The sequence below is a fragment of the Caballeronia sp. Lep1P3 genome, from assembly GCF_022879595.1.
Taxonomy (GTDB): Bacteria; Pseudomonadota; Gammaproteobacteria; order Burkholderiales; family Burkholderiaceae; genus Caballeronia.
Genome location: NZ_CP084265.1, coordinates 3,077,036 through 3,096,937, shown reverse-complemented (window position 1 = coordinate 3,096,937; position 19,902 = coordinate 3,077,036). Strand labels below are relative to the sequence as shown.

The 19,902-nt window shown below is 57.5% G+C and carries 18 protein-coding genes; 14 read left to right on the top strand and 4 right to left on the bottom strand.

All coding sequences use genetic code 11. From position 1 onward, the window contains the following. Positions 1-415: 415 nt before the first annotated feature. The 4 genes from rpmH to yidC are packed head-to-tail and all read left to right on the top strand — an operon-like array spanning position 416 to position 3,141. Positions 416-550, top strand: a complete 135-nt coding sequence (gene rpmH, locus LDZ27_RS14555) for a 50S ribosomal protein L34 (protein ID WP_004198824.1) — start codon at positions 416-418, stop codon at positions 548-550. 32 nt (positions 551-582) lie between these two features. Next, on the top strand, positions 583-1,059 hold the full coding sequence (gene rnpA, locus LDZ27_RS14550; protein ID WP_244814758.1) for a ribonuclease P protein component: 477 nt from the start codon (positions 583-585) through the stop codon (positions 1,057-1,059). 58 nt (positions 1,060-1,117) lie between these two features. Next, entirely contained in the window at positions 1,118-1,465 is a 348-nt protein-coding gene (gene yidD / locus LDZ27_RS14545; RefSeq protein ID WP_244816159.1) for a membrane protein insertion efficiency factor YidD, read from the top strand. Between the two features lie 8 nt (positions 1,466-1,473). Continuing rightward, positions 1,474-3,141: a membrane protein insertase YidC gene (gene yidC, locus LDZ27_RS14540; RefSeq protein ID WP_244814757.1), complete on the top strand. Its 1,668-nt coding sequence runs from the start codon at positions 1,474-1,476 to the stop codon at positions 3,139-3,141. Positions 3,142-3,240: 99 nt separating this feature from the next. Here the strand turns inward: yidC and LDZ27_RS14535 are convergent, their stop codons facing one another. Continuing rightward, the gene (locus LDZ27_RS14535) at positions 3,241-3,546 is read right to left on the bottom strand and encodes a hypothetical protein (RefSeq protein ID WP_244814756.1); all 306 of its coding nucleotides are present in this window, start codon (positions 3,544-3,546) and stop codon (positions 3,241-3,243) included. Between the two features lie 9 nt (positions 3,547-3,555). Here LDZ27_RS14535 and LDZ27_RS14530 point away from each other — a divergent pair, with 9 nt between their 5' ends. Then, positions 3,556-3,744: a hypothetical protein gene (locus LDZ27_RS14530; RefSeq protein WP_244814755.1), complete on the top strand. Its 189-nt coding sequence runs from the start codon at positions 3,556-3,558 to the stop codon at positions 3,742-3,744. Between the two features lie 129 nt (positions 3,745-3,873). On the opposite strand, the gene LDZ27_RS14525 is transcribed toward LDZ27_RS14530, so the two are convergent. After that, positions 3,874-4,290: a transcriptional regulator gene (locus LDZ27_RS14525; RefSeq protein ID WP_244814754.1), complete on the bottom strand. Its 417-nt coding sequence runs from the start codon at positions 4,288-4,290 to the stop codon at positions 3,874-3,876. 271 nt (positions 4,291-4,561) lie between these two features. Here LDZ27_RS14525 and mnmE point away from each other — a divergent pair, with 271 nt between their 5' ends. Continuing rightward, positions 4,562-5,956, top strand: a complete 1,395-nt coding sequence (gene mnmE, locus LDZ27_RS14520) for a tRNA uridine-5-carboxymethylaminomethyl(34) synthesis GTPase MnmE (RefSeq protein WP_244816158.1) — start codon at positions 4,562-4,564, stop codon at positions 5,954-5,956. Positions 5,957-5,959: 3 nt separating this feature from the next. Here the strand turns inward: mnmE and LDZ27_RS14515 are convergent, their stop codons facing one another. After that, positions 5,960-6,430, bottom strand: coding sequence for an SgcJ/EcaC family oxidoreductase (locus LDZ27_RS14515; RefSeq protein ID WP_244814753.1), 471 nt, complete (start codon positions 6,428-6,430; stop codon positions 5,960-5,962). After that, positions 6,427-7,053, bottom strand: coding sequence for a LysE family translocator (locus LDZ27_RS14510; protein WP_244814752.1), 627 nt, complete (start codon positions 7,051-7,053; stop codon positions 6,427-6,429). Before LDZ27_RS14510 ends, LDZ27_RS14515 begins: the two co-directional genes overlap by 4 nt. Before the next feature lie 397 nt (positions 7,054-7,450). Between LDZ27_RS14510 and sap1 the strand changes: the two genes are divergently transcribed. From sap1 to LDZ27_RS14470, 8 genes are all read left to right on the top strand, one after another. Next, positions 7,451-7,795: a surface attachment protein Sap1 gene (gene sap1 / locus LDZ27_RS14505; protein WP_244814751.1), complete on the top strand. Its 345-nt coding sequence runs from the start codon at positions 7,451-7,453 to the stop codon at positions 7,793-7,795. 228 nt (positions 7,796-8,023) lie between these two features. After that, positions 8,024-8,575: a YaeQ family protein gene (locus LDZ27_RS14500; RefSeq protein ID WP_244814750.1), complete on the top strand. Its 552-nt coding sequence runs from the start codon at positions 8,024-8,026 to the stop codon at positions 8,573-8,575. A gap of 51 nt (positions 8,576-8,626) precedes the next feature. Further along, positions 8,627-8,800, top strand: a complete 174-nt coding sequence (locus tag LDZ27_RS14495; protein WP_244814749.1) for a hypothetical protein — start codon at positions 8,627-8,629, stop codon at positions 8,798-8,800. A gap of 605 nt (positions 8,801-9,405) precedes the next feature. After that, positions 9,406-12,609: a protein DpdE gene (gene dpdE / locus LDZ27_RS14490; RefSeq protein ID WP_244814748.1), complete on the top strand. Its 3,204-nt coding sequence runs from the start codon at positions 9,406-9,408 to the stop codon at positions 12,607-12,609. After that, the gene (gene dpdF, locus LDZ27_RS14485) at positions 12,606-15,170 is read left to right on the top strand and encodes a protein DpdF (protein WP_244814747.1); all 2,565 of its coding nucleotides are present in this window, start codon (positions 12,606-12,608) and stop codon (positions 15,168-15,170) included. The genes dpdE and dpdF overlap by 4 nt, the downstream gene beginning before the upstream one ends. Further along, positions 15,167-16,084 (top strand): protein DpdG, encoded by a 918-nt coding sequence (gene dpdG / locus LDZ27_RS14480; RefSeq protein ID WP_244814746.1) that lies wholly within the window; start codon positions 15,167-15,169, stop codon positions 16,082-16,084. The genes dpdF and dpdG overlap by 4 nt, the downstream gene beginning before the upstream one ends. Continuing rightward, positions 16,081-19,182, top strand: a complete 3,102-nt coding sequence (gene dpdH, locus LDZ27_RS14475; protein ID WP_244814745.1) for a protein DpdH — start codon at positions 16,081-16,083, stop codon at positions 19,180-19,182. The genes dpdG and dpdH overlap by 4 nt, the downstream gene beginning before the upstream one ends. Next, positions 19,173-19,892 (top strand): hypothetical protein, encoded by a 720-nt coding sequence (locus LDZ27_RS14470; RefSeq protein WP_244814744.1) that lies wholly within the window; start codon positions 19,173-19,175, stop codon positions 19,890-19,892. The genes dpdH and LDZ27_RS14470 overlap by 10 nt, the downstream gene beginning before the upstream one ends. Positions 19,893-19,902 lie beyond the last annotated feature (10 nt).

Genomic DNA, 19,902 nt, shown 5'->3' with positions numbered 1-19,902 from the left:
CGAATGCGGTCGTTATGGTTGCTGCGCGCACCTGCGGCCATGCTTGCCCAAGCGCGCACGCGCGCCCGGCAAGTCCCGGCACAGCCAAGCAGGCATGCTCCGGAGGCTTACGCGGCAAGGGTTTGCGGGCGAAAGACGGGCCGAAGCAGCGGGCGGATATTTGGGAGTAAGGCGAGATTCTAACGCCAAACCCGCAGGGCGCGCGAGTTATCCACAGGGTCAAATCATCACGGCGAACGGGGCTTTCGCGCGCCGGCTGAATCGGCGATAGGCGGTAAACTATTGACGGTCAATAGGAAAACGGTTTAAATAGCGGGTTCCGCGAAAACAGAATTCCTGAACCTCCGGCCATCGCGCTTGCAGTGACCACACTGGAGCCAAGCCCGCGCGGTCAATCAACTCAAGTGAGAGCACCATGAAACGTACTTACCAACCTTCCGTGACGCGCCGTAAGCGCACCCATGGCTTCCGCGTTCGCATGAAGACCGCGGGTGGCCGCAAGGTCATCAACGCTCGCCGCGCGAAGGGCCGCAAGCGCCTGGCCATCTAAGGCAGCCGCCTGCCGAGCGCCGCACAGAAGTCTTGAGACAGGACATCGTTCATTCGCCGGCGCCGGCCGCGTTCCCCAAGGCCGCAAGGCTGCTGAAAACGGATGAGTTCTCATCCGTTTTTCGTTTGCGGCCCTGGCGACGCTCGCCGCACTTCGTCCTGTACGGAAAGCCGACGGGCAACGAAGCGCGGCTCGGGCTCGTCATCGGCAAGAAGCAGGCGCCGCGCGCGGTGACGCGCAACCTGATCAAGCGGCTTGCGCGCGAGGCGTTCCGTCTGCGCCGCCAGGAGCTGCGTGGCTTCGATATCCTCGTGCGGCTGCACGCGAAGATCGACCGCAAGGCCATGCCGGGCGCAAGTTCACCGCCGCTTCGCGCGTTGTGCCGTGGCGAACTGGACGTTCTATTCGACCGTGCCGTGCGCGAAGCAGCGCGCCGCGCGGCCGAACCCGTGACGGCGCCGCCTCGCGCGAACGCCGTCGACGACTCATCCGGCCCGTCGGGGTCATGAAGCGCAGGCCGCGTCCGGTTTGTCTCCCACGGTGGACCAGGCGAGCAGCGCGAACCTTATGCAAACGGCACTCATCGCGTTATTGCGCTTCTACAAGGTTGCCATCAGTCCGCTGCTTGGCAACCGGTGCCGTTTCTACCCTTCCTGTTCCGACTACGCGCGCGAGGCAATCCAGTATCATGGCGCCGCGCACGGCACGTATCTGGCCGCAAAGAGGCTTTGCCGCTGCCATCCGTTCTCGGCGGGCGGCGTCGATCTCGTGCCGCCGCCCGCTTCGCGAGCCGGTTCCGCCGTTACGCCCGGTCCGCGACCTGACTGTCCCCGATCGCAGGACGCGGCGGCGCGATCCGCGCGAGAAAAGCAACCACCACTAAACGGCGCTGAAGCGCTTATCGATCGACACTGAGACAACGCATGGATATCAAACGCACCGTCCTATGGGTCATCTTCTTCGTGTCAGTTGTCATGTTGTTCGACAACTGGCAGCGCGACCACGGGCGCCCGTCGATGTTCTTCCCGAGCGCGACGCAGCCGGCGAAGACCGCCAGCAATCCGGCACCGGGGTCGGCCACGCCCGGCACGCAGCCGTCAGAACTGACGAACGCGCCGGCAGGCGCCGCGCCGGGCACGTCGACGCCGCCCGCGACGGCGGCATCGCAACTCGTGAAGTTCACGACGGACGTGTATTCCGGCGAGATCGACACGCGCGGCGGCACGCTGTCGAAGCTGTCGCTCCTGAAAGAAGGTGACGGCAAGCAGCCGAATCTGTACATCACGCTCTTCGATCACACGGCGAACCACACGTATCTCGCGCGCACGGGCCTGCTCGGCGGCGACTTCCCGAATCACAACGACGTGTTCACGCCGGTTCCCGGCCAGACGTCGCTGTCGGGCGATGCGAAGACGCTGACGCTCGCATTCGAATCGCCGGTGAAGGGTGGCGTGAAGGTCGTGAAGACGTACACGTTCACGCGCGGCAGCTACGTGATCAACGTCGATACGAAGATCGAGAACGTCGGCACGACGCCCGTCACGCCGAAGCTCTATATGGAACTCGTGCGCGACAACACGCCGGTCGAGACGCCGCGCTTCTCGCATACGTTCATCGGGCCGGCGGTCTACAGCGAGCAGAAGCACTTCCAGAAGATCGATTTCAGCGACATCGACAAGAACAAGGCTACGTTCGAGCCGTCCGCGAACAACGGCTGGATCGCGATGGTGCAGCATTACTTCGCGTCGGCGTGGATTCCGAAGGAAGGCGTGCATCGCGACATCTACGTGCAGAAGATCGATCCGACGCTGTATCGCGTGGGCGTGCAGCAGGCGGTGCAGACGATCGCGCCGGGACAAAGCGTGACGGTCGATGCGCGCCTCTTCGCCGGTCCGGAAGAAGAGCGCATGCTCGAAGGCATTGCGCCGGGCCTGGAACTGGTGAAGGACTACGGCATGGTGACGATCATCGCCAAGCCGCTTTTCTGGCTGCTCGAAAAGATTCACGGTTTCGTCGGCAACTGGGGCTGGGCGATCGTGCTGCTCACGCTGCTCATCAAGGCCGTGTTCTTCCCGCTGTCGGCGGCGAGCTACAAGTCGATGGCGCGCATGAAGGAAATCACGCCGCGCATGCAGCAGATTCGCGAACGCTTCAAGAGCGATCCGCAGAAGATGAACGCGCAGTTGATGGAGCTTTATAAGACGGAAAAGGTGAATCCGTTCGGCGGCTGTCTGCCGGTGGTAATCCAGATTCCGGTGTTTATTTCGCTGTATTGGGTGCTGCTGTCGTCGGTGGAAATGCGCGGCGCGCCGTGGATCGGCTGGATTCACGATCTTTCGCAACAGGACCCGTACTTCATTCTGCCGGTGCTGATGGCCGTGTCCATGTTCCTTCAGACGAGGCTGAACCCGACGCCGCCCGACCCCGTGCAAGCGAAGATGATGATGTTCATGCCGATCGCGTTCTCGGTGATGTTCTTCTTCTTCCCGGCCGGTCTGGTGCTGTACTACGTGGTGAACAACGTGCTGTCGATCGCGCAGCAGTACTACATCACGCGGATGATGGGCAAGGGCCGGAAGAAAATGGCTTGACGCGGTTTCGGGCTTCGGTCTGACTCCGGTTTGGATGTGCGAACGCCCGGCATTGCCGGGCGTTTTCATTTGAGGCGCGGCAGAGGCCGGCCCGTCCGGCTACCTCAGCGCATCCTCGAGTTCCTGGACTCGCGCGGCGAGAATACGCATCGCTTCCTGAATGCTTCGTACCTTTCCGTGCAGTGTCTCAGGCGAGATCGTCCGAGCAAAAAAACGCGGCGCCTGAGCCGCCCCTGTGACCGGAAGAGGCGCATCGTCGAATCCGTCCATTAGCCAGTCGCCCGACCGGTTCAGCAGCCTCGCGACCACGGGCCAGAGCTTCTTGCGCGGGAGGAACACCGCGTTAAACCAGTTCTTGATCGTCGTTTCGGAAACCGGATGTTGCGGGCACTTGTAGCTCCACATGATGTGGACGTGCTGCGCATTGCCCGGCGAAAACAGCGTGTGATTGAAATTCGGGATGCCGTCGATGAGGCGGGGAGCTTCATCGCGCGTCGCCTGTCGGAAGCGAGCGGCGACGGCTGTTTGTATCGACCGGGTACTGATGGCAGCAGTGTCGAGGGCAGCCGGTGCGACGTGGCCAAGTTTCAGCTTTCGACTTAAAGCTGAAACTTGCTGGCGTGCGCTTGCTGGCGCGCGTCTGCTGGATTCAAACGGTTTTTTCGATCAACCGCGCAAGATAGCCATATCCCTGAAAACTGGGAAATTTCGTCGCATGACGCGCGTGCGTGCTCATCGTTTCAATCCGCCGTAGAACTGGTCGATCAATTCCTCGAGCAAGTAACGGTGATGCGGCGACAGCGCTTCGATCTTCGACGCCAGTTCCAGCGTTTCCTCCGTCGCCGGATATCGTTCGTCGCGCGCGAGCGGCTTGGGCGTGGTCTGTGAAGTGCCGGTCGGCGGCGGGCCGTAATGCAGCCAGTGCAGATCGACCTTCAGCCATTCGGCGAGCGTTTGCAGTTTGTCGGCAGTCGGGATGGAACGGCCGGTGAGCCACTTGTGCGCCGTCTGCGGCGAAACCGGTTCGCCCTGATATCGAAGATTGAATTTGTTCGAGAGATCGGTGGCGCCGCGCATCTTCTCGGGAGAGCGCGCCATCGAGAATTTGAGCCGTTCGGAGAAATCGGCCTTTTCTTGTGATGTAGGCATGGGGTTGATTGTGCAAGCCAATCGTTGCCTGATAGTCAACTAAGCGCGCTAGATATGTCGCGCAGTGGACCACTTTTATCTTTTTGTCGAAACGGTTGTTATTGCCCAAAAGCAGCAATCAGACCGCTTCCGGGCGCGTCGGATCGTCGGCGTTACGGTGATTTAAACGGGCGCGGTATCTTTTTTAAGATAATGCAAGAATCGTCCTAGCGGTCCCGCCCGAAACGCCCGCGATACAATGCCGGCACCTCACCACTACGCCGCTTCCACTATGTTGAGCAACGACACCGATCCGATCGTCGCAATTGCCACCGCGCCCGGACGCGGAGGAATCGGCGTCGTGCGGCTGTCGTTCGGTCGCGCGGGGGAAGCTGCCGCCGAGCAAGCGATGCGCGCGCTATGCGGTGAGCCGCTCGCGCCGCGCCACGCCAGTTACGTGCCGTTCGTCGACGGACACGGCGAGGCGCTCGATCGCGGCATCGCGCTGTACTTTCCGGCGCCGCATTCATACACGGGCGAGCATGTGCTGGAGTTGCAGGGTCACGGCGGGCCGATCGTATTGCAGCTCGTTCTGCAACGGGCGATCGAAGTCGGCCGGAGCTTCGGGCTTCGGATCGCGGAACCGGGCGAATTCACTCGCCGCGCATTTCTGAACGACAAGCTCGATCTCGCCCAGGCGGAGGCCGTCGCCGATCTGATCGAGGCCAGCACCGAGGCGGCTGCGCGGTCGGCGGGCCGCTCGCTCGAAGGCGCGTTCTCGCGCGAAATTCACGCGCTCGTCGAGGACGTGATCAATCTGCGGATGCTCGTTGAAGCGACGCTCGACTTCCCCGAAGAAGAGATCGACTTTCTCGAAGCCGCCGACGCGCGCGGCAAGCTCACGCGCATCCGTCAGCGGCTTGAAACGGTGCTCGCGGACGCGAGTCAGGGCGCGCTTTTGCGGGAAGGAATGTCGGTGGTGCTCGCGGGACAGCCGAACGTCGGCAAATCGTCGTTGCTCAATGCGCTCGCGGGTGCGGAGCTCGCGATCGTCACGCCGATCGCCGGAACCACGCGCGACAAGGTCGCCCAGACGATTCAGGTGGAAGGCATTCCACTGCATATCATCGATACGGCAGGGCTGCGCGAGACCGAGGACGAAGTGGAGCGCATCGGGATCGAGCGCACGTGGGGCGAGATCGAGCGTGCGGATGTGGTGCTCCATCTGCTCGACGCGCGGACAGGAATGACGCCCGACGACGAAGGGATTGCCGCGCGGTTCCCGCATGGCGTGCCAGTGGTTCGGGTGTTCAACAAGACCGATCTCGCCGGCGCGCCAGCCGCTGTACGCGCAGGCCAAGACGATGGCGACAGCCGCGAAGTGAATCTGTCGGCCAAGACCGGCGACGGCATCTCGCTGCTGCGGGACGAATTGCTCGGCATTGCCGGCTGGCGCGCGGGCGCCGAGAGCGTGTATCTGGCGCGCGAACGGCACCTGATTGCGCTTCGCGAGGCGCGGGACCATCTGGCGTTCGCCGCGGACCACGCGAACCAGCAGTCGCAGCTTCTCGATCTCTTCGCGGAAGAATTGCGGCTCGCGCAGGATAACTTCAACGCAATCACCGGCGAGTTCACGTCGGACGATCTGCTCGGCGTGATCTTCAGCCGGTTCTGCATCGGAAAATAAGCCCTATGGCGCGCCGGGTCCAACCGCGTCGCGCAATTCGGCGGTGAGCTTCTCCGTCTCCTCTGGCCGCCCGTGAAACGCGGCCGGCGTGTTCTGAAACATCTCGATGCGATACGCCCCATCGCAAAGTACGAGCACAAGCGTCTGAACCGCGTTCAGGCGCTGTTCCAACTCGCTGGCGCCTCGCGGTCGCATTCCAGCGACCGCGCGCAGCAGCAGCGTTTGCCCGGACGCCAGGCGCCTGACTTCGCGGACTTTCGCCACGAAGAGCGGCGTGGGATGCGCGGCGAAGATCGGTTGAAGATGGGCTTCGATGCACGCGCGACCGTCGATTGCGCTGCCATCGAATCCGACGAGGCTGCCGCGCTCTGAGAAGCGCGCAGCCATCGCGGCGGCGTCCTGGCGGTTCCAGTCATCGAGAAGCCCGAAATAAACGCGCCGCGCGCTCGCGCTCCAGTCGTCCGGTTCGCTCATGCGGCCTTCTTCCACGCTGCGGCAAAGACGCCCGCGCCCATCAGAAGTGCGCCGCCGGTGCGATTCACTGCCCGCTGGACGGCCGGCCGGCGGATCGCGCGCCGCGCGCCGGACGCGAGAAGCGCATACGCGAACGCGTTAGCCGCTGCGAGCCCGACAAACGTCGCCTCCAGAATCGCGATTTGGGAGACGCTCGCCGCGTGAGGATCGACAAATTGCGGCACGAACGCGACGAAGAAAATGATGCTCTTGGGATTGAGCGTCGTGACGGCGTAGGCGTGCGCCATGATGCGGCTCGTGCGCAGGTCGCCGCTCGGCTTGACGGCGTCCGTGTCGACCACGGGAGCACGCCACAGCTTGATGCCGAGATAAAACAGGTACGCCGCGCCGACCCATTTCACGGCCACGAACAGTTCCGCCGATGCCGCGAGCAGCACGCCGAGGCCGAGCATCGATGCGGTCATCGCTGTCAGATCGCCAAGCGCCACGCCGACGGTCGTCGCGAGCGCGTACTTGCGGCCGTGACCGAGCGCGTAGGACACGACGAGCAGCACAGTCGGACCGGGAATCGCGACGAGGATCGCCGAGGCGATAGCAAACGGCAGCCATTGAGCAAGCGTCATTCGAAGTCTCCAGGAATCGATGCGTCGATTTATCCACGAACGACGCCGCGAGGCAATAGGCCGTTCGGACAGGTTGCGGCGCGAGCCGCAAATTGGCAGACAGTTCGCCGCGCACGTTTCCTTCAATAATGCAGCGCACAAACGCCCATTGAGCGAACGTATTTCCGCAAATGGCGCGGGAGAGCGTATTCCGTTTCCGTCAATACGAAAGCGCCGGGCGATTCGTTCGATAAGCACGCCCGTCATTTTCCTCCTAAATCGGTGCGACATTCTGTCCTGTTGCGACCGCACACATCATGTGCTTGCAAGTTGAGAAACTCTCATTAGGATGATCGTTGCGGCAAACCATTTTATATACATAGCTAATGTCGAAGTAATTGGCTAGGAGGCTATATTCATGAAGAAACGCGCCAATGCTCTTTTCGCCGTGACGGCCTTGATGGTGGCGGCTTCGGCTGCGCAGGCTCAAGACAGCGTGGTTCAGCCTCAACAAACGTTCAAGTTTCGGCCGAATTCCTACGGCTGCTTATCCAAGGACAAATTCGATTCAGCCGATGAACACGCGAGAGCCGGCGAGCATCAAAAGATGCAGCAATTCTTCGAAGGCTTTGAATGCATATCGACGCCGGTCGAATCGCATTTTCGCGTATTGCGTGTGGTCGGGCATGACGTCGAATTCGTGAACGCCGCGAATAACGACACGCAAGGCATGTGGACCGCGGATCGATTCATCGACCAATAAGCGGCTTCGCGTTGGCGCGGTCCAAACCGCGCTCTATCTCCGATTCGCGCCTGAACGTGCCCGCGCCCGGCGGGCGCTTCGCATGCGTTCGGCACTTCCATTTCCGCATCGATTCGCCGCACAATACCGGACTCGCGTTGCGTCCGATGTGCGGCGTTTCTGCCGTCCCGCCGTGCCGCTGTCGATCAATCCCATTCGCCGGTCGAAAGTATCGGCGCTCACTGCTGCATGGCTCTCAAATCCACCATTTACAAGGCCGATCTTCAGATCGCCGACATGGATCGCCACTACTATGGCGATCATTCATTGACCATCGCGCGACATCCGTCGGAAACCGACGAACGGATGATGGTTCGCGTCGCGGCATTCGGCCTTTTCGCCGATGAGCGGCTCGAGTTCTGCAAGGGACTCTCCGACACCGACGAGCCCGACCTGTGGCAAAAGGATCTTACCGGACGGATTCAACTGTGGATCGAGGCTGGCCAGCCGGATGAACGACGCATCGCGAAGGCGAGCGGGCGGTCGGACCGCGTGGTCATCATCGCGTATGCGGGAAGGACCGCGGATATCTGGTGGCAGGGCGTGAGGGCGAAGGTCGAGCGGCTGCAGAACGTCGAGGTCTGGTCGCTCGCGGACGGCGTCGCGGACGCGCTCGGCAAGCTGGCCGAACGGACGATGCGTCTTCAGTTGACGGTTCAGGATGGCGAGGCGTCGCTCGGAAGCGCGACGGGCGATCCAGTTGCGATTCGCTGGAATGTGCTGAAGGGGGCGGGCGGCTGAGGTGCTCGGGCGGCCCTTTCGGTTCGGCGATGTTGGCTGCTGGATCGGGCGGTGGATGAAGGCGGCCACGGCGAGCAGGTTGATCAGCGAATGGCGCGTTTCTATTTGCGTGCGGCTGAGATCGGCGCGGCGGGTGATGATGTGGTCGGCCTCGCGGTGATGTGCGCGGCGGGCGCGCTCCCAGTGAGCCTGACGTGGGGGCACTCTAGCGCGGTGCTGAAATGAGAAAGGGCTTGGCGCGTAGCCAAGCCCTTTTGAATTCGTGGTGAGGAGGACTATCCAACTGATCCCGAAGCCCCAACAGGAGTAACCACCAACGGGATTTCAAAAAGGAAGATGCCCCCAAAAATGCCCCCGGCGCTCACATCCTGCCTTCGGCATCCAGGATGTAGCTATTGGAACTCGCTACAGAGCGAAGACAAACTCAGCCCCTGCTGTCAGTGTCGCATAAAAGATACACCATGCCCCCGGGACACGGGCCAACTGCGATCCAACGTCTCGAGCGCCCATGAGCGCTCCCTGCAGCAAGGCCCAAGCACCGAACTCTCAATCCATCAATCGAGCAGTTTTGTGCGATGATTTATGTTACGGGGATGGAAAATGACGCATGAGGGCCTCTTCGAGGACTTCATCGAAAATTTTCCGGGGCCATCGACCGGGATACCAGCAGTTTCTCGAACAGGGGCGACGTATCCCGTGGATGACCGCTTTTTACGAAAGGGTATCACGCCTCTTTGGGGTAGATAAAAATAATGTCGGGATATTGCGTTGTAAAGGGCTTCGAAACCGACGGGATTGCCAAGATAATCGGCGGAAGTGGTGCGAAGCGAATGGTCGAATACTTCGATTTACCAACCGATGCCGGTCGGATCGTGCGCGAAGTCGAGGCGCGTCAGATAGTCCCCAAGGTATTAGGGAAAAACACGCGCGTATATGTCTCTGGCGCCGCTGACCGCTGGCGTGTTGGGCGCGTCCTCGAAGACGATGGCGAGGGAATTTTTATCCGCTTTTCGCACAAAAATGACGCGTACGTGCCCTACGACCATGTATTCGTCCGCTGGAAAAAGCCCATTGAAGACCCCGTACTATTTCTTGCACAGCAAATTACTGAAACGCCGCAATATGCTGAAGCACGTGCCCGATTTCAAGAGACCTACATAACCCAACGTGGTGGTGCGCAAGGCATGTCAGCCCTGCTTTCCTCAGCCATTGAACTCGAGGCGCATCAAGTTGACGTAGTTCGACGTATATTGACTGACCCTTCTCGGCGATATTTGCTGGCTGACGAAGTTGGATTAGGCAAGACGATCGAGGCTGGGGTTGTAATTCGCCAAGCTGTCCTCGACGATCCAGTCGGTCACCGTATTGCGATCGTTGTGCCGCGGACACTGCTGTCGCAATGGCGGCAAGAATTGATGCACCGTTTCGGCTTGCGAGATTTTCTAGATATATCCGTCTTCGTTGTGCCCCACGATGATTACAGTGAGTTAGTAGATGCAGTGGAAGGGGCAACAATGTTGGTGATAGATGAAGTCCACCGTATCGCCGATCCCGCGGCCAGCGAGCAGCTGCTGCAGGTATATGAATTGGTCCGTCGTACCGCACGACAAGTGTCACAATTGTTGTTGATGTCAGCCACTCCCATTTTGCGCAATGAAGATGGATTCCTGCGAATGTTGCACTTGCTGGAGCCTGCGGTCTATCCTTTGGACGACTACGAATCGTTTCGTAACAAGATCGCGAACCGCCAGGCGCTCGCAGAAATCGTTGCCATGCTCGAACCGTCCCAGGCGTTGTTCCTTGACGGAGTACTAGACGATCTCCTTGCCAAACTTTCTAACGACGTACGCCTAAGGGATTTGACGCTTAGGCTGAAGGAGCTTTTAATCGGCATTCCTGATGAGGAAGATCCCGTATTAGCTGATGCGATTCTGCAGGTCCGTTCACACATCTCGGAAACCTATCGGTTAAACCGCCGAATCTTGCGCAATCGACGACGGCGCATCAGTGGACTCACGCCACTGCGCAAGGGCGTGCAACCTTGGTCGGTGAACGACACAGCAGTGCGCCCCCTCGAAGCAATCCTTGAGTCTTGGCGAATTGCCGCAACAGCTTCACTAGTCGAATCTGATGCCCTAGCGCGTTTAACCCTCTTTTATTGGGAATGCGTGACCGCCTTGCTCGAAAGCTTGCCTGCACTTACGCAGTTATGCAACGAACGACTACTTGCTCTCCGCACCCTTCCCAGTGCGGTCACAGGGACCTTTGAGGGTGAGGATAACTATCTCGTTGATTTGTTGAACAATTGTGACGATGACGACTGGCTAAATCGCCGCATTTCTGCCCTCTCAAATCACTTACAGCAACTTTCATCCAATACTAAGTCCATTGTCTTTTGCTCGACGTCCCAGACGGCCGACGCCGTCTTTCGCCAATTACGAAGAGACCATATCTCAGCGGTACGCCATCAGACACTGCATGAGGATGACCGAGATAGGGAACCCGATTGGACTCTTTTCAATTCCGTCAGCAGCGTCAAGGTGATCGTCTGCGACCGTGAAGCAGAGGAAGGCATCAATCTGCAGGGCGGAAATAAGGTCATTGTTCATTTTGACTTGCCGATCCAACCAAATCGCATCGAACAACGACTTGGGCGAGCGGACCGATATGGTTCTGGTATGCCTGTGCAGTCGTACGTTTTAGTCGATGCCAATTCCAACGTACAACGATCTTGGCTTGATGTGCTCGACCGAGGTTGGAACGTCTTCGGTCAGTCAATATCTAGCCTACAATACATCGTTGACGCAGAGGATAGTCGGTTGCGGGAGAATCTCTTTCTCCGTGGAATCGAGGCGATGGCCGAACTTCTAGCACGCCTGCAGGGCCCCAAAGGCTTGGTCACCACTGAATTGAAGTTAATCGATCAGCAAGATGCGCTTGATGAATTGGCGCCGCTCTCCGAAAGTGATATCGAGGCCTTGCTCGACATAGACGACAATTGGAGAACAATTAAGCAGTCGATGCTTTACTGGATGTCAGATACCCTGCTTTTCGTGCCGGTACCAGAGGCAGCCACAGAGCACGGCATTGATGTACCCATCCGCTTTCAATATTGCCCGCCGGAACAAAACGGACGGGCAACACTGATTCCAATGTCAGGCTTTCTTGCGGATTTTTTGGGCGCGATCGACTACGATTCTTTCGGCAGTTCGTCCTCGCATCCACTTTCCTATCCGCACAACGCGCATCGGGCCACCGCCGTGAAACGCGGCGCGCAACTACTCCGATACGGCGACGCCTTCGTTGAAGCTGTCAAAGCATTTTCCGAAATTGATGATCGTGGACGCAGCTTTGCCATGTGGCGCCAGGTTCACGAGGGGTTCCCACCGCTACAGTGGGAAATGTGCTTTCGGTTCGACTTTTTGATCGAAGCGCGTTTGGACGAGGCGACTGCCTTGCTGGCAAATCAGGGACACGGGGCGAGAAGTGATCACGCGATGCTGCTACGCCGTGGCGATGCCCTATTTAAACCAATGGTAATGCATATCTGGCTCAACGAGGATGGCGATGAATTGCCAGAAGACTACATCGCGACATACCTCGCGCCGCCCTATGCGAAGGAGGGAGGCAAGGGCTATGTCGACAAAAATCTTGAGTTTGATCACTTTCGTGCTCTGAGAAAGGGGGCGCCCGACCTGCTTGCCAATTGGTCGCAACGCTGCCTGCGCTTGCGAGGTCGTGCCTATGATCTCGTGAAGCAACGTGAAACGCTTACGGCACGTCAACTTGGGGCAATTGAACAGGCAGTTATTGAGGACGAAGGTCGATACGCGCAATTAGCCACCCGCGTACAGTCACTTACGGGAGCGGAGGCGGCCGCTGAACAGGCGCGATTGAGTTTGGAGAAGATGATCAACGCGGCATTGCACGACGGAATTCGCGCACCGACGATCAAAGTCGATGTCGCCGGCGTAGTGTTTGTGAGCAACGAACCGGTCTCAGTGATCGAACATTTGATCGCGAGTCTTCCATGAGTTTCATCTTCGCGGATTTGCAGTCGCTATTTAACGCATGGCCTGCGACTGACGTTCCGATACATGACGTCGGTACTCCGATCTTCAATAGAGTTTGTCAGATTCTGCGCGATGCGCAGTCCTCCACCGCGAATCGACAGTGGCACGGTGACCTGATGCCGCTGGTACGACAATGCTTGTTGCGCGAAAGCGCTTTACAGGGTTATCAATTTAAATTGCGGGTGCCCGCCAATCCATCCTGGCCATCTGCCGGCGCATGGGCGAATCATGGAATGCACGCATTGGCAGCGACCGATGGCAAATCCTATTTACTCACTGCGCAATCTTGGTCGCCAGATTGGTTTGATAGCACGGACGACGGTGCGTTTCACGGTGCATTTTCCGATGTCCTTGTCCGCACTCCGGGACTTTGCCCGGCTGATCCCTTCATCGTCGACGCGACAGGATTTAGCCACTACTCATCCCCTGGGCAGCGCGAGGCGGTTCGCGCGTCTTTCATAATTCCTCCGGGCGACACCCTGTTCGTAAATTTACCAACTGGGTCGGGCAAGAGTCTTGTAGGACAGGCTGGAGCGCTTGTACACAAGGAAGCCGGCCACCTAACTGTGTTCGTGGTTCCCACAGTAGCATTGGCGATCGACCAAGAGCGCGCCATGCTGAAGTATTTTCGGCAAACCGATCCGACTCACGTTGCTTGGCCGTTGTCTTGGCACGGTGACTTGTCCAAAGAGGGGCGAGTTGAAATACGCCGTCGTATTCGCGATGGTACTCAGCGCATCCTCTTCACCTCACCCGAAGCACTAAATACGTCGCTGCTGAGCGCTGTTACCGACGCGGCCCACGCTGGGATGCTACGTTACCTCGTCGTTGACGAAGCGCATCTGGTGTCGCAATGGGGTGACGAGTTCCGGCCGACTTTCCAAGCGCTGGCCGGTTTGAGGAACAACTTGCTTTCGCAAGCACCGTACAGTTTTCGGACGCTCCTAATGAGCGCCACGTTCACTGAAGAAACGGTCGAAACCTTAGCCCATCTCTTCGGACCCGCGGAGCGGGTGCAAATGGTGGCCGCAGTAAATCTACGGCCTGAGCCTCAATACTGGACGTACCGCGCCGCTTCGCCGGCCGACAAGCATGCGCGCGTGCTCGAAGCCTTACGGCATGCTCCTCGGCCATTTATTTTGTACGTTACCAAGCGCGAAGATGTGCGCGTTTGGAATTCTGTATTGCGCTCTCAGGGCGGTTTGCACCGTATCGCGTGCTTCGACGGCACCACACTGGGCCAGAAGCGACGGGAGATCATAGACGAGTGGGCAGCCGATCGGCTTGACGGCATCATCGCCACGTCTGCCTTTGGGGTTGGCATCGACAAAGCCGACGTGCGGACCATCATCCATGCCGCGATCCCTGAAACGCTCGACCGCTTCTATCAAGAAGTGGGTCGGGGCGGCCGTGACGGCCGCCCCTCAGTGAGTCTGGTAGCGTGGGATGATACCGACTGGGAAATGCCAAAGAGGTTGTCCCAACCCAAATTGGTCACCGAAGAAATGGGCTACAGTCGCTGGAGAGCGATGTACCAAAGTCGCAAATCGACCGCTGAAGAAGGCTTATATCTGGTAGACATCGACGCTGTCCGAGGCGGATTACCCGGCAGCAGCGAGTACAACGTCAACTGGAACATGCGCACGCTTATTCTGATGGCGCGTGCAGGAATGATTTCCCTCGATCTAGAACCGAGCGACGAAGTAGACCTCGATCGGGACGACCTCAGTACATCTCTGCTCGCCATCAAAGCGAAGATACGCGTCCGCATTCTTCATGACGGCCATCAGTTACCAGAAGTCTGGGAGACGCGCGTCGTCCGCACTCGTGAGAAGACAATAGCAGCGGCCCAGAAGAACCTCGGGCTTATGCGACGTTTGCTACAGGGCAACGAAGAGGTAGGCGACATCCTCTCGGAGTTATACCGAATCCGCTCTTCGCAATGGCCGGTCAGCGTCACGCACGTCTGTGGGGGATGCAAACAAGATCGCTTTATCAGCTGCGCGGCGCGGGACTATCGGATGCCGGTACCGATTCCAATTGCGCGCGTTTGCGAAAGCGACTTTACAGCTTGGAAGCAGCGCTTTACTTGGATCGATCCTGCCTTTGTCTACATCTTTTACGATGCTAACGCTCCATTGCTAATTCAGTCGATCATCATGGCTGTCGGTTGGTTGGTACAAGAATGTGGTGTGCAAGAAGTCGCAGTTGATGTTCCATCCAGCCTGTGCGAGGAACGCGACTGGCAACTTCTCTACCGTCGTTCTCCTTCCGGTGTGGTGCTTCATCGCGGTCTCGATGAACTCGATAACGAACCGTATTCGCCATTGGCACGCGTTACTGTGTTGTGGGACGAAGTAGCGCCAGACGTTTTCGAACGCATTCAAGTGCTCCAACGACCCCACCATCTAATTCTGCTGCCGCGCAGTTATCCAGACCCCGACGACCCTCTTCGTCGGCTGGCCGATATGACTTCGCATGCCATGAATCTTCAACAGTTATTGGAGACTATCCGCCAATGAGCATTACGAACCTCGCCAGTGACGGCTTACATGCGCACATGATCGTTCTAGCACGTGCGCTCTCCAAGCAAGGCCCACTGACCAAGGACGACCTGATATCAGTTTGCGCCCCTCCTGCGGACGATTCTGGAAAGGAACCAGAGTTGAACCGCCTCCGTGCCTCGCTGGGACGTTGGACAGAAATAGGACTTTTCTCGAATGAACACGGGGTCGTGCGGATCACTACAGAGCGCCAGCGAGGGGAGACGATCGATGAATGGACCGAGCGCTTACCCGCTATATGCCGCCGCCTCATGCTCCGACCGGAACACTGTTTGCCGCTCTGGGAGCCAAACCTTGCGAAAACGGAAGAAGGCGCGGGACGCGTTGCGGACTTCACACGGGCCCTCTCGTGGGCCTTGGCGCAAGACATCTACTCATTGCCAAATATCAATCTCGAACAGGTTGAGCGCGCGCAAGTCCTTAGCCCATATTTCATCATCATGAACTTTAGCAATCGCCTGCCGGGTTTCCGAGCCTGGGCTCGTTATCTTGGTTTTGCAACGGGCGGGGACAATAACTTCTTCGTAGATCCCACAGAAGCAGTTCGTGCTGAGTTGGAGCACGTCCTTACGAAGGAAACGACCACGTTGGCGAACACCTTTGTAGACGCGCTGGCAGAACGCATACCTGTCGTCGACAGGGGGGAGTACAGGCGCCAAGTCGAAGAGACCTTGAAGCCAAGCATCTGGCGCCGCGTTCCGTCCGATCATTTATCAATGTCGCTATCGTTAGCACTGCGTCGCCTAGAGTTAGACGGAACAATAGCCTTAGAAAGAAGAGCCGATGCTGGCTCTACGCTGTCTCTGACGGGGCGGGCCTATCGGACTTGGGGTCGCTTTACACATGTTCGCTTGCTGGGAGATGCAAATTGAGTTTGCTAAATCTCTGGCCTACCGCAGACGAAATCAACCGTTGTATCAAACCGGAAGCAGAGGGAGTACACGAAGCGGTGCTCTTAGCGGTGCACCAGCCATCGCCGCTGACGTATCGTCAATTGTCGAGCGATCCAGGCGTACAAACTGCCAAAGTCCAGACAACCGAGGATGAACTTTACGACTACCTCACGACCGCCAATGTGCCGACGGGTGCACATATCGTTCCGATTACCGGGGCATCAGGGGTAGGGAAATCACATCTGGTTCGCGTCTTGGCAGCTCGGCTGCAACCCCATGCAGACCGTTATCGTGTGATCCGAATTCCGAAGAGCGCAAGTTTGCGCAGAGTCGTCGAACTAATCCTCGAGCCATTGTCAGGGGAACGCTACGAACTCGTGAAGCAAGACTTCGAAAAGGCGCTTGCCGAGATAAACGTTCAAGATGCGGTCATCACGTTTGAGGCGAAACTCGAAATTGCGTTGAAAGATCTCGCTCGATCATTGACAACACAGTTGCGAGATGACCCCGCCAATCCTGTCCTCCGCGAGCGACTGGCACATGTGCGTCAACTTCCCACCTTCCTGCGCGATGCCGCAGTTGTTACGCATTTCCGCGAGCAAGTATTGACGAAAGTCGTGCAACGCGCCATGGCAGGACAATCGGGAAATACGCAAGGTGAAGGGGAAGACTTCACGTCGGACGATTTCGTATTGCCGGACTTCATCGACCTTGAGAAGCACGCATCGCTGGCAGCGAGGCAATATTATCGTCTACAACTTGAACCTCGTGATGGTTACGGCAGACGCGTAGCGGCTGATTTGATGAATGGCCGCGTTGTCGACCAAGCTACGCGAGAGTTGTTTAAGTTGCACGAGGCCATGGGAGGAATGACTCTACAGGACGTCATTCTCGACATTCGACGACTTTTGCTTAAAGACGGCCGTGAACTCATCATCCTCGTCGAAGATTTTAAGGCATTGACCGGCATTCAAGAAACTCTGCTAAATGTGCTGATTCAGGAGGGAGTGCGAGACGGAGTCAGCGAGTTCGCAACAATGCGCTCGGTGATCGCCGTTACCGACGGATATCTAACAGGTAAAGACACTATTGCGACGCGCGCAAAGCGCGAATGGGTTGTCGAGAGCCACCTCAGCAACAATGAAGAGGTTCTGCAACGTACCAGTCGTCTGGTCGCGTCGTACCTCAACGCGGCGCGCTGGGGAGAAACAGAACTAAAGCGCCGCTACGAGCAGCGCAACCATTTGTGGGCGAGAAAGGATTCATGGATTTCTCCCTATCATGATTCCGGCGACACAGAAATTGACGAGCTTACTGCCTTCGGGAGTATCGACGACATCCCATTGTTTCCCTTTACGCAATCCGCAATCGCATGTCTGGCGGAAGTAACCCTTCGACAAGGGGACGCCTTGGTGTTCACGCCGAGGTTTATTATCGACCATATCCTGCGAAACCTCCTGCTGGCCGGTCGGGATGCGTTTGCCGAAAATCGGTTTCCTCCACCGGGGCTCGACGTGCCCACAAACAACTCTGATGTGTTGCAATGGCTAACGGCAAAACCCTTTCCTGCTGACCAGAAACGTCGCTATGCTGCGGTAATCAGTGTATGGGGAAATCGCCCCCAAACTCGGACGGAAATTGGACGAATTCCCACTGGGGTATTTAAAGCATTCAATTTGCCTTTACCTGATGTCGACTTGATTCAAGAGACGCCAATCAGCACCACCGACTCGCCTGCTGCGCAGACAGTAACGATCGAATCCAAAGATCCGTCAGGCCCCTCGCCGGAAGAACGGAAGTACCAAGAAATTCTGGAAAGTTGGATACAAAAAAACGAGCGCATGCCCCAAAGTGTCGCCAGCAAAATTCGCAATTCTCTCTCTGGCCTGATAAACGAACGCGTCGACTGGAATGCCGAACGCTGCTTAAAATCACAATTTACGCCGAATCGCATTTCAATTCCCAATTCACAGGGAGAAGGAAATATTGCAGAGCAGGCGCTGCAAATAGCCCAAGACAACGGCGATCCTACCGGACGTCTGCGCGGAGAATTGTTTGCGCTATTAAGACTACATGAGATTAACAAACGAAATCCTGACTATCCAGAAGCAGATGAGGATCTAGCTCGAGTAGCCAATCTCGTCACGCGCCTGCTGCCCGCCGCACGAGGCCTGATTCGGGCGGATATCGAAGATCGCCTCACTGCTGCTACATATGCCTTAGTCGCCAATAGCCGTCTAGCTGGGTTAAACGAGCGCGGCCGCACGGCGATGAGTTTGCCGCCGTTTTTATTCGGCACTGCAAGACTGAAAGAAAAGCCTGCCGAATTCGCGCCAACCGCGGTCAAGGATTGGCGCATCTTTCAGGAAAATGCACTTTCTATCCGATCAAAGTTGATACAGCTTGTGTTGTCGTATTGCGGTTGTTTCCAAGGTGCGGGAGACACCGTTTACGGAGTCGATATTGCTCGATTGCTTGAATGTCTGCCTGACGTGAACTACGTTCTAAAAGATGACCTATTCCCGCAGGAAATAAGGACAACTGTAAGGGAAATTTCTAAAGACGATCGTACGTTCGCCCGCTCGAAGAAGGCTCTGGAGGAAACGCTCCGTATCGCTTCAACTTTGAAGGAAGAACTCGGCGACGAATTTGACAAACAAAAAGTAGCCGACGCTATCAAAGAAATGGCCGAAAAGATCTCTGACATCGGGGCGTGGCGTAATGAAGAATTTGGCACGCTGGCGGCATTTAAGAGGCTATGTGAAGATTTTCGCTCGACCGCTTTGAAGGAGTCTCTCTCGACATTGCAGGCGTCGATGACCGCAGGCGATCAAGATCAAACCCGGCAAATTTCCCGCTTGGCGCAGTTGGATATTAATCCCATTGTCCTTGCACAACGCTTCGTGCGAGAGGCGCGACGGGTCACAGTCAGTGCGCAAAAGCACGTGCAACTTTTGGAATCGCAATCACGGGACATTGATCCTGTAACGCAAGCGCAGGAGATCGACGCCACATTCGACATGCTGACCGCGGATCTAGCATCGCTGGAAACACAAGGGGATCAGACATGCTTTTAGCCGATGCTCAACATGTCACGGCGCGCCTTTTGCAACTCGATGCAGCACGCAACAGCGTCGAAGAAGCGGAGATCCTTGCGAACCTTGGTCAAGAATTGCGCACAAAGGAAACTCGACTGCGCGAACTCATCGACCGCGCTGTCATGCTGCGAAATGAAGGCGTGCCGATGACGGTGCCGTCCGATATTCGCGTGATCGCCGATGCCATCGTCAAACTCAAAACACGCTTCACTGAGGCACCAAAATCATCGACCCTGAAACAAGGAAAACGCTGGACTAATTTGGTTGATAAACTCAACGATCTGCTGACAACTTTCGACGTTATTCAGCGTCAGGATTGGAAGCAATATTTTGGCTCTCGCTTGTTTGCTGGGCTTTCACCAGAACAGCGCCGCTCAACATTGGTTTTGCAACTTCCTGGCAACAAGGAGGCGATTGGTCGCTATACAGAATTTTATGCACGGTTTAATCGCTATCGACAGTCAATCCCACCAACGCCTGATGCCTTGCGCGATGTCCTTTATAGTTCCGGTGAATTAGCGCAAATCGCGTTTGTGGAAACCAACGAGATGCCTGAGCCTGTTAAGCTTTTTTTTGATGCTACGGCCACGAGCACAGGGGCCAGTTTGCGGTCGGTGACCACAGATGTCATTGCCTGGCTGCAAGAACGTGGCCTGCTCGATAGCTATGTCGTTCGCGCCAAATCGTGATGGAGCTACC

What these genes read in the sequence shown, in the direction of transcription:
- rpmH (WP_004198824.1), top strand. Translation starts at nt 416, where the DNA reads ATGAAACGTACTTACCAACCTTCCGTGACGCGCCGTAAGCGCACCCAT.
- yidD (WP_244816159.1), top strand. Translation starts at nt 1,118, where the DNA reads ATGCAAACGGCACTCATCGCGTTATTGCGCTTCTACAAGGTTGCCATC.
- yidC (WP_244814757.1), top strand. Translation starts at nt 1,474, where the DNA reads ATGGATATCAAACGCACCGTCCTATGGGTCATCTTCTTCGTGTCAGTT.
- LDZ27_RS14535 (WP_244814756.1), bottom strand. Translation starts at nt 3,546, where the DNA reads ATGTGGAGCTACAAGTGCCCGCAACATCCGGTTTCCGAAACGACGATC.
- LDZ27_RS14525 (WP_244814754.1), bottom strand. Translation starts at nt 4,290, where the DNA reads ATGCCTACATCACAAGAAAAGGCCGATTTCTCCGAACGGCTCAAATTC.
- mnmE (WP_244816158.1), top strand. Translation starts at nt 4,562, where the DNA reads ATGTTGAGCAACGACACCGATCCGATCGTCGCAATTGCCACCGCGCCC.
- LDZ27_RS14515 (WP_244814753.1), bottom strand. Translation starts at nt 6,430, where the DNA reads ATGAGCGAACCGGACGACTGGAGCGCGAGCGCGCGGCGCGTTTATTTC.
- LDZ27_RS14510 (WP_244814752.1), bottom strand. Translation starts at nt 7,053, where the DNA reads ATGACGCTTGCTCAATGGCTGCCGTTTGCTATCGCCTCGGCGATCCTC.
- sap1 (WP_244814751.1), top strand. Translation starts at nt 7,451, where the DNA reads ATGAAGAAACGCGCCAATGCTCTTTTCGCCGTGACGGCCTTGATGGTG.
- LDZ27_RS14500 (WP_244814750.1), top strand. Translation starts at nt 8,024, where the DNA reads ATGGCTCTCAAATCCACCATTTACAAGGCCGATCTTCAGATCGCCGAC.
- dpdE (WP_244814748.1), top strand. Translation starts at nt 9,406, where the DNA reads ATGGTCGAATACTTCGATTTACCAACCGATGCCGGTCGGATCGTGCGC.
- dpdF (WP_244814747.1), top strand. Translation starts at nt 12,606, where the DNA reads ATGAGTTTCATCTTCGCGGATTTGCAGTCGCTATTTAACGCATGGCCT.
- dpdG (WP_244814746.1), top strand. Translation starts at nt 15,167, where the DNA reads ATGAGCATTACGAACCTCGCCAGTGACGGCTTACATGCGCACATGATC.
- LDZ27_RS14470 (WP_244814744.1), top strand. Translation starts at nt 19,173, where the DNA reads ATGCTTTTAGCCGATGCTCAACATGTCACGGCGCGCCTTTTGCAACTC.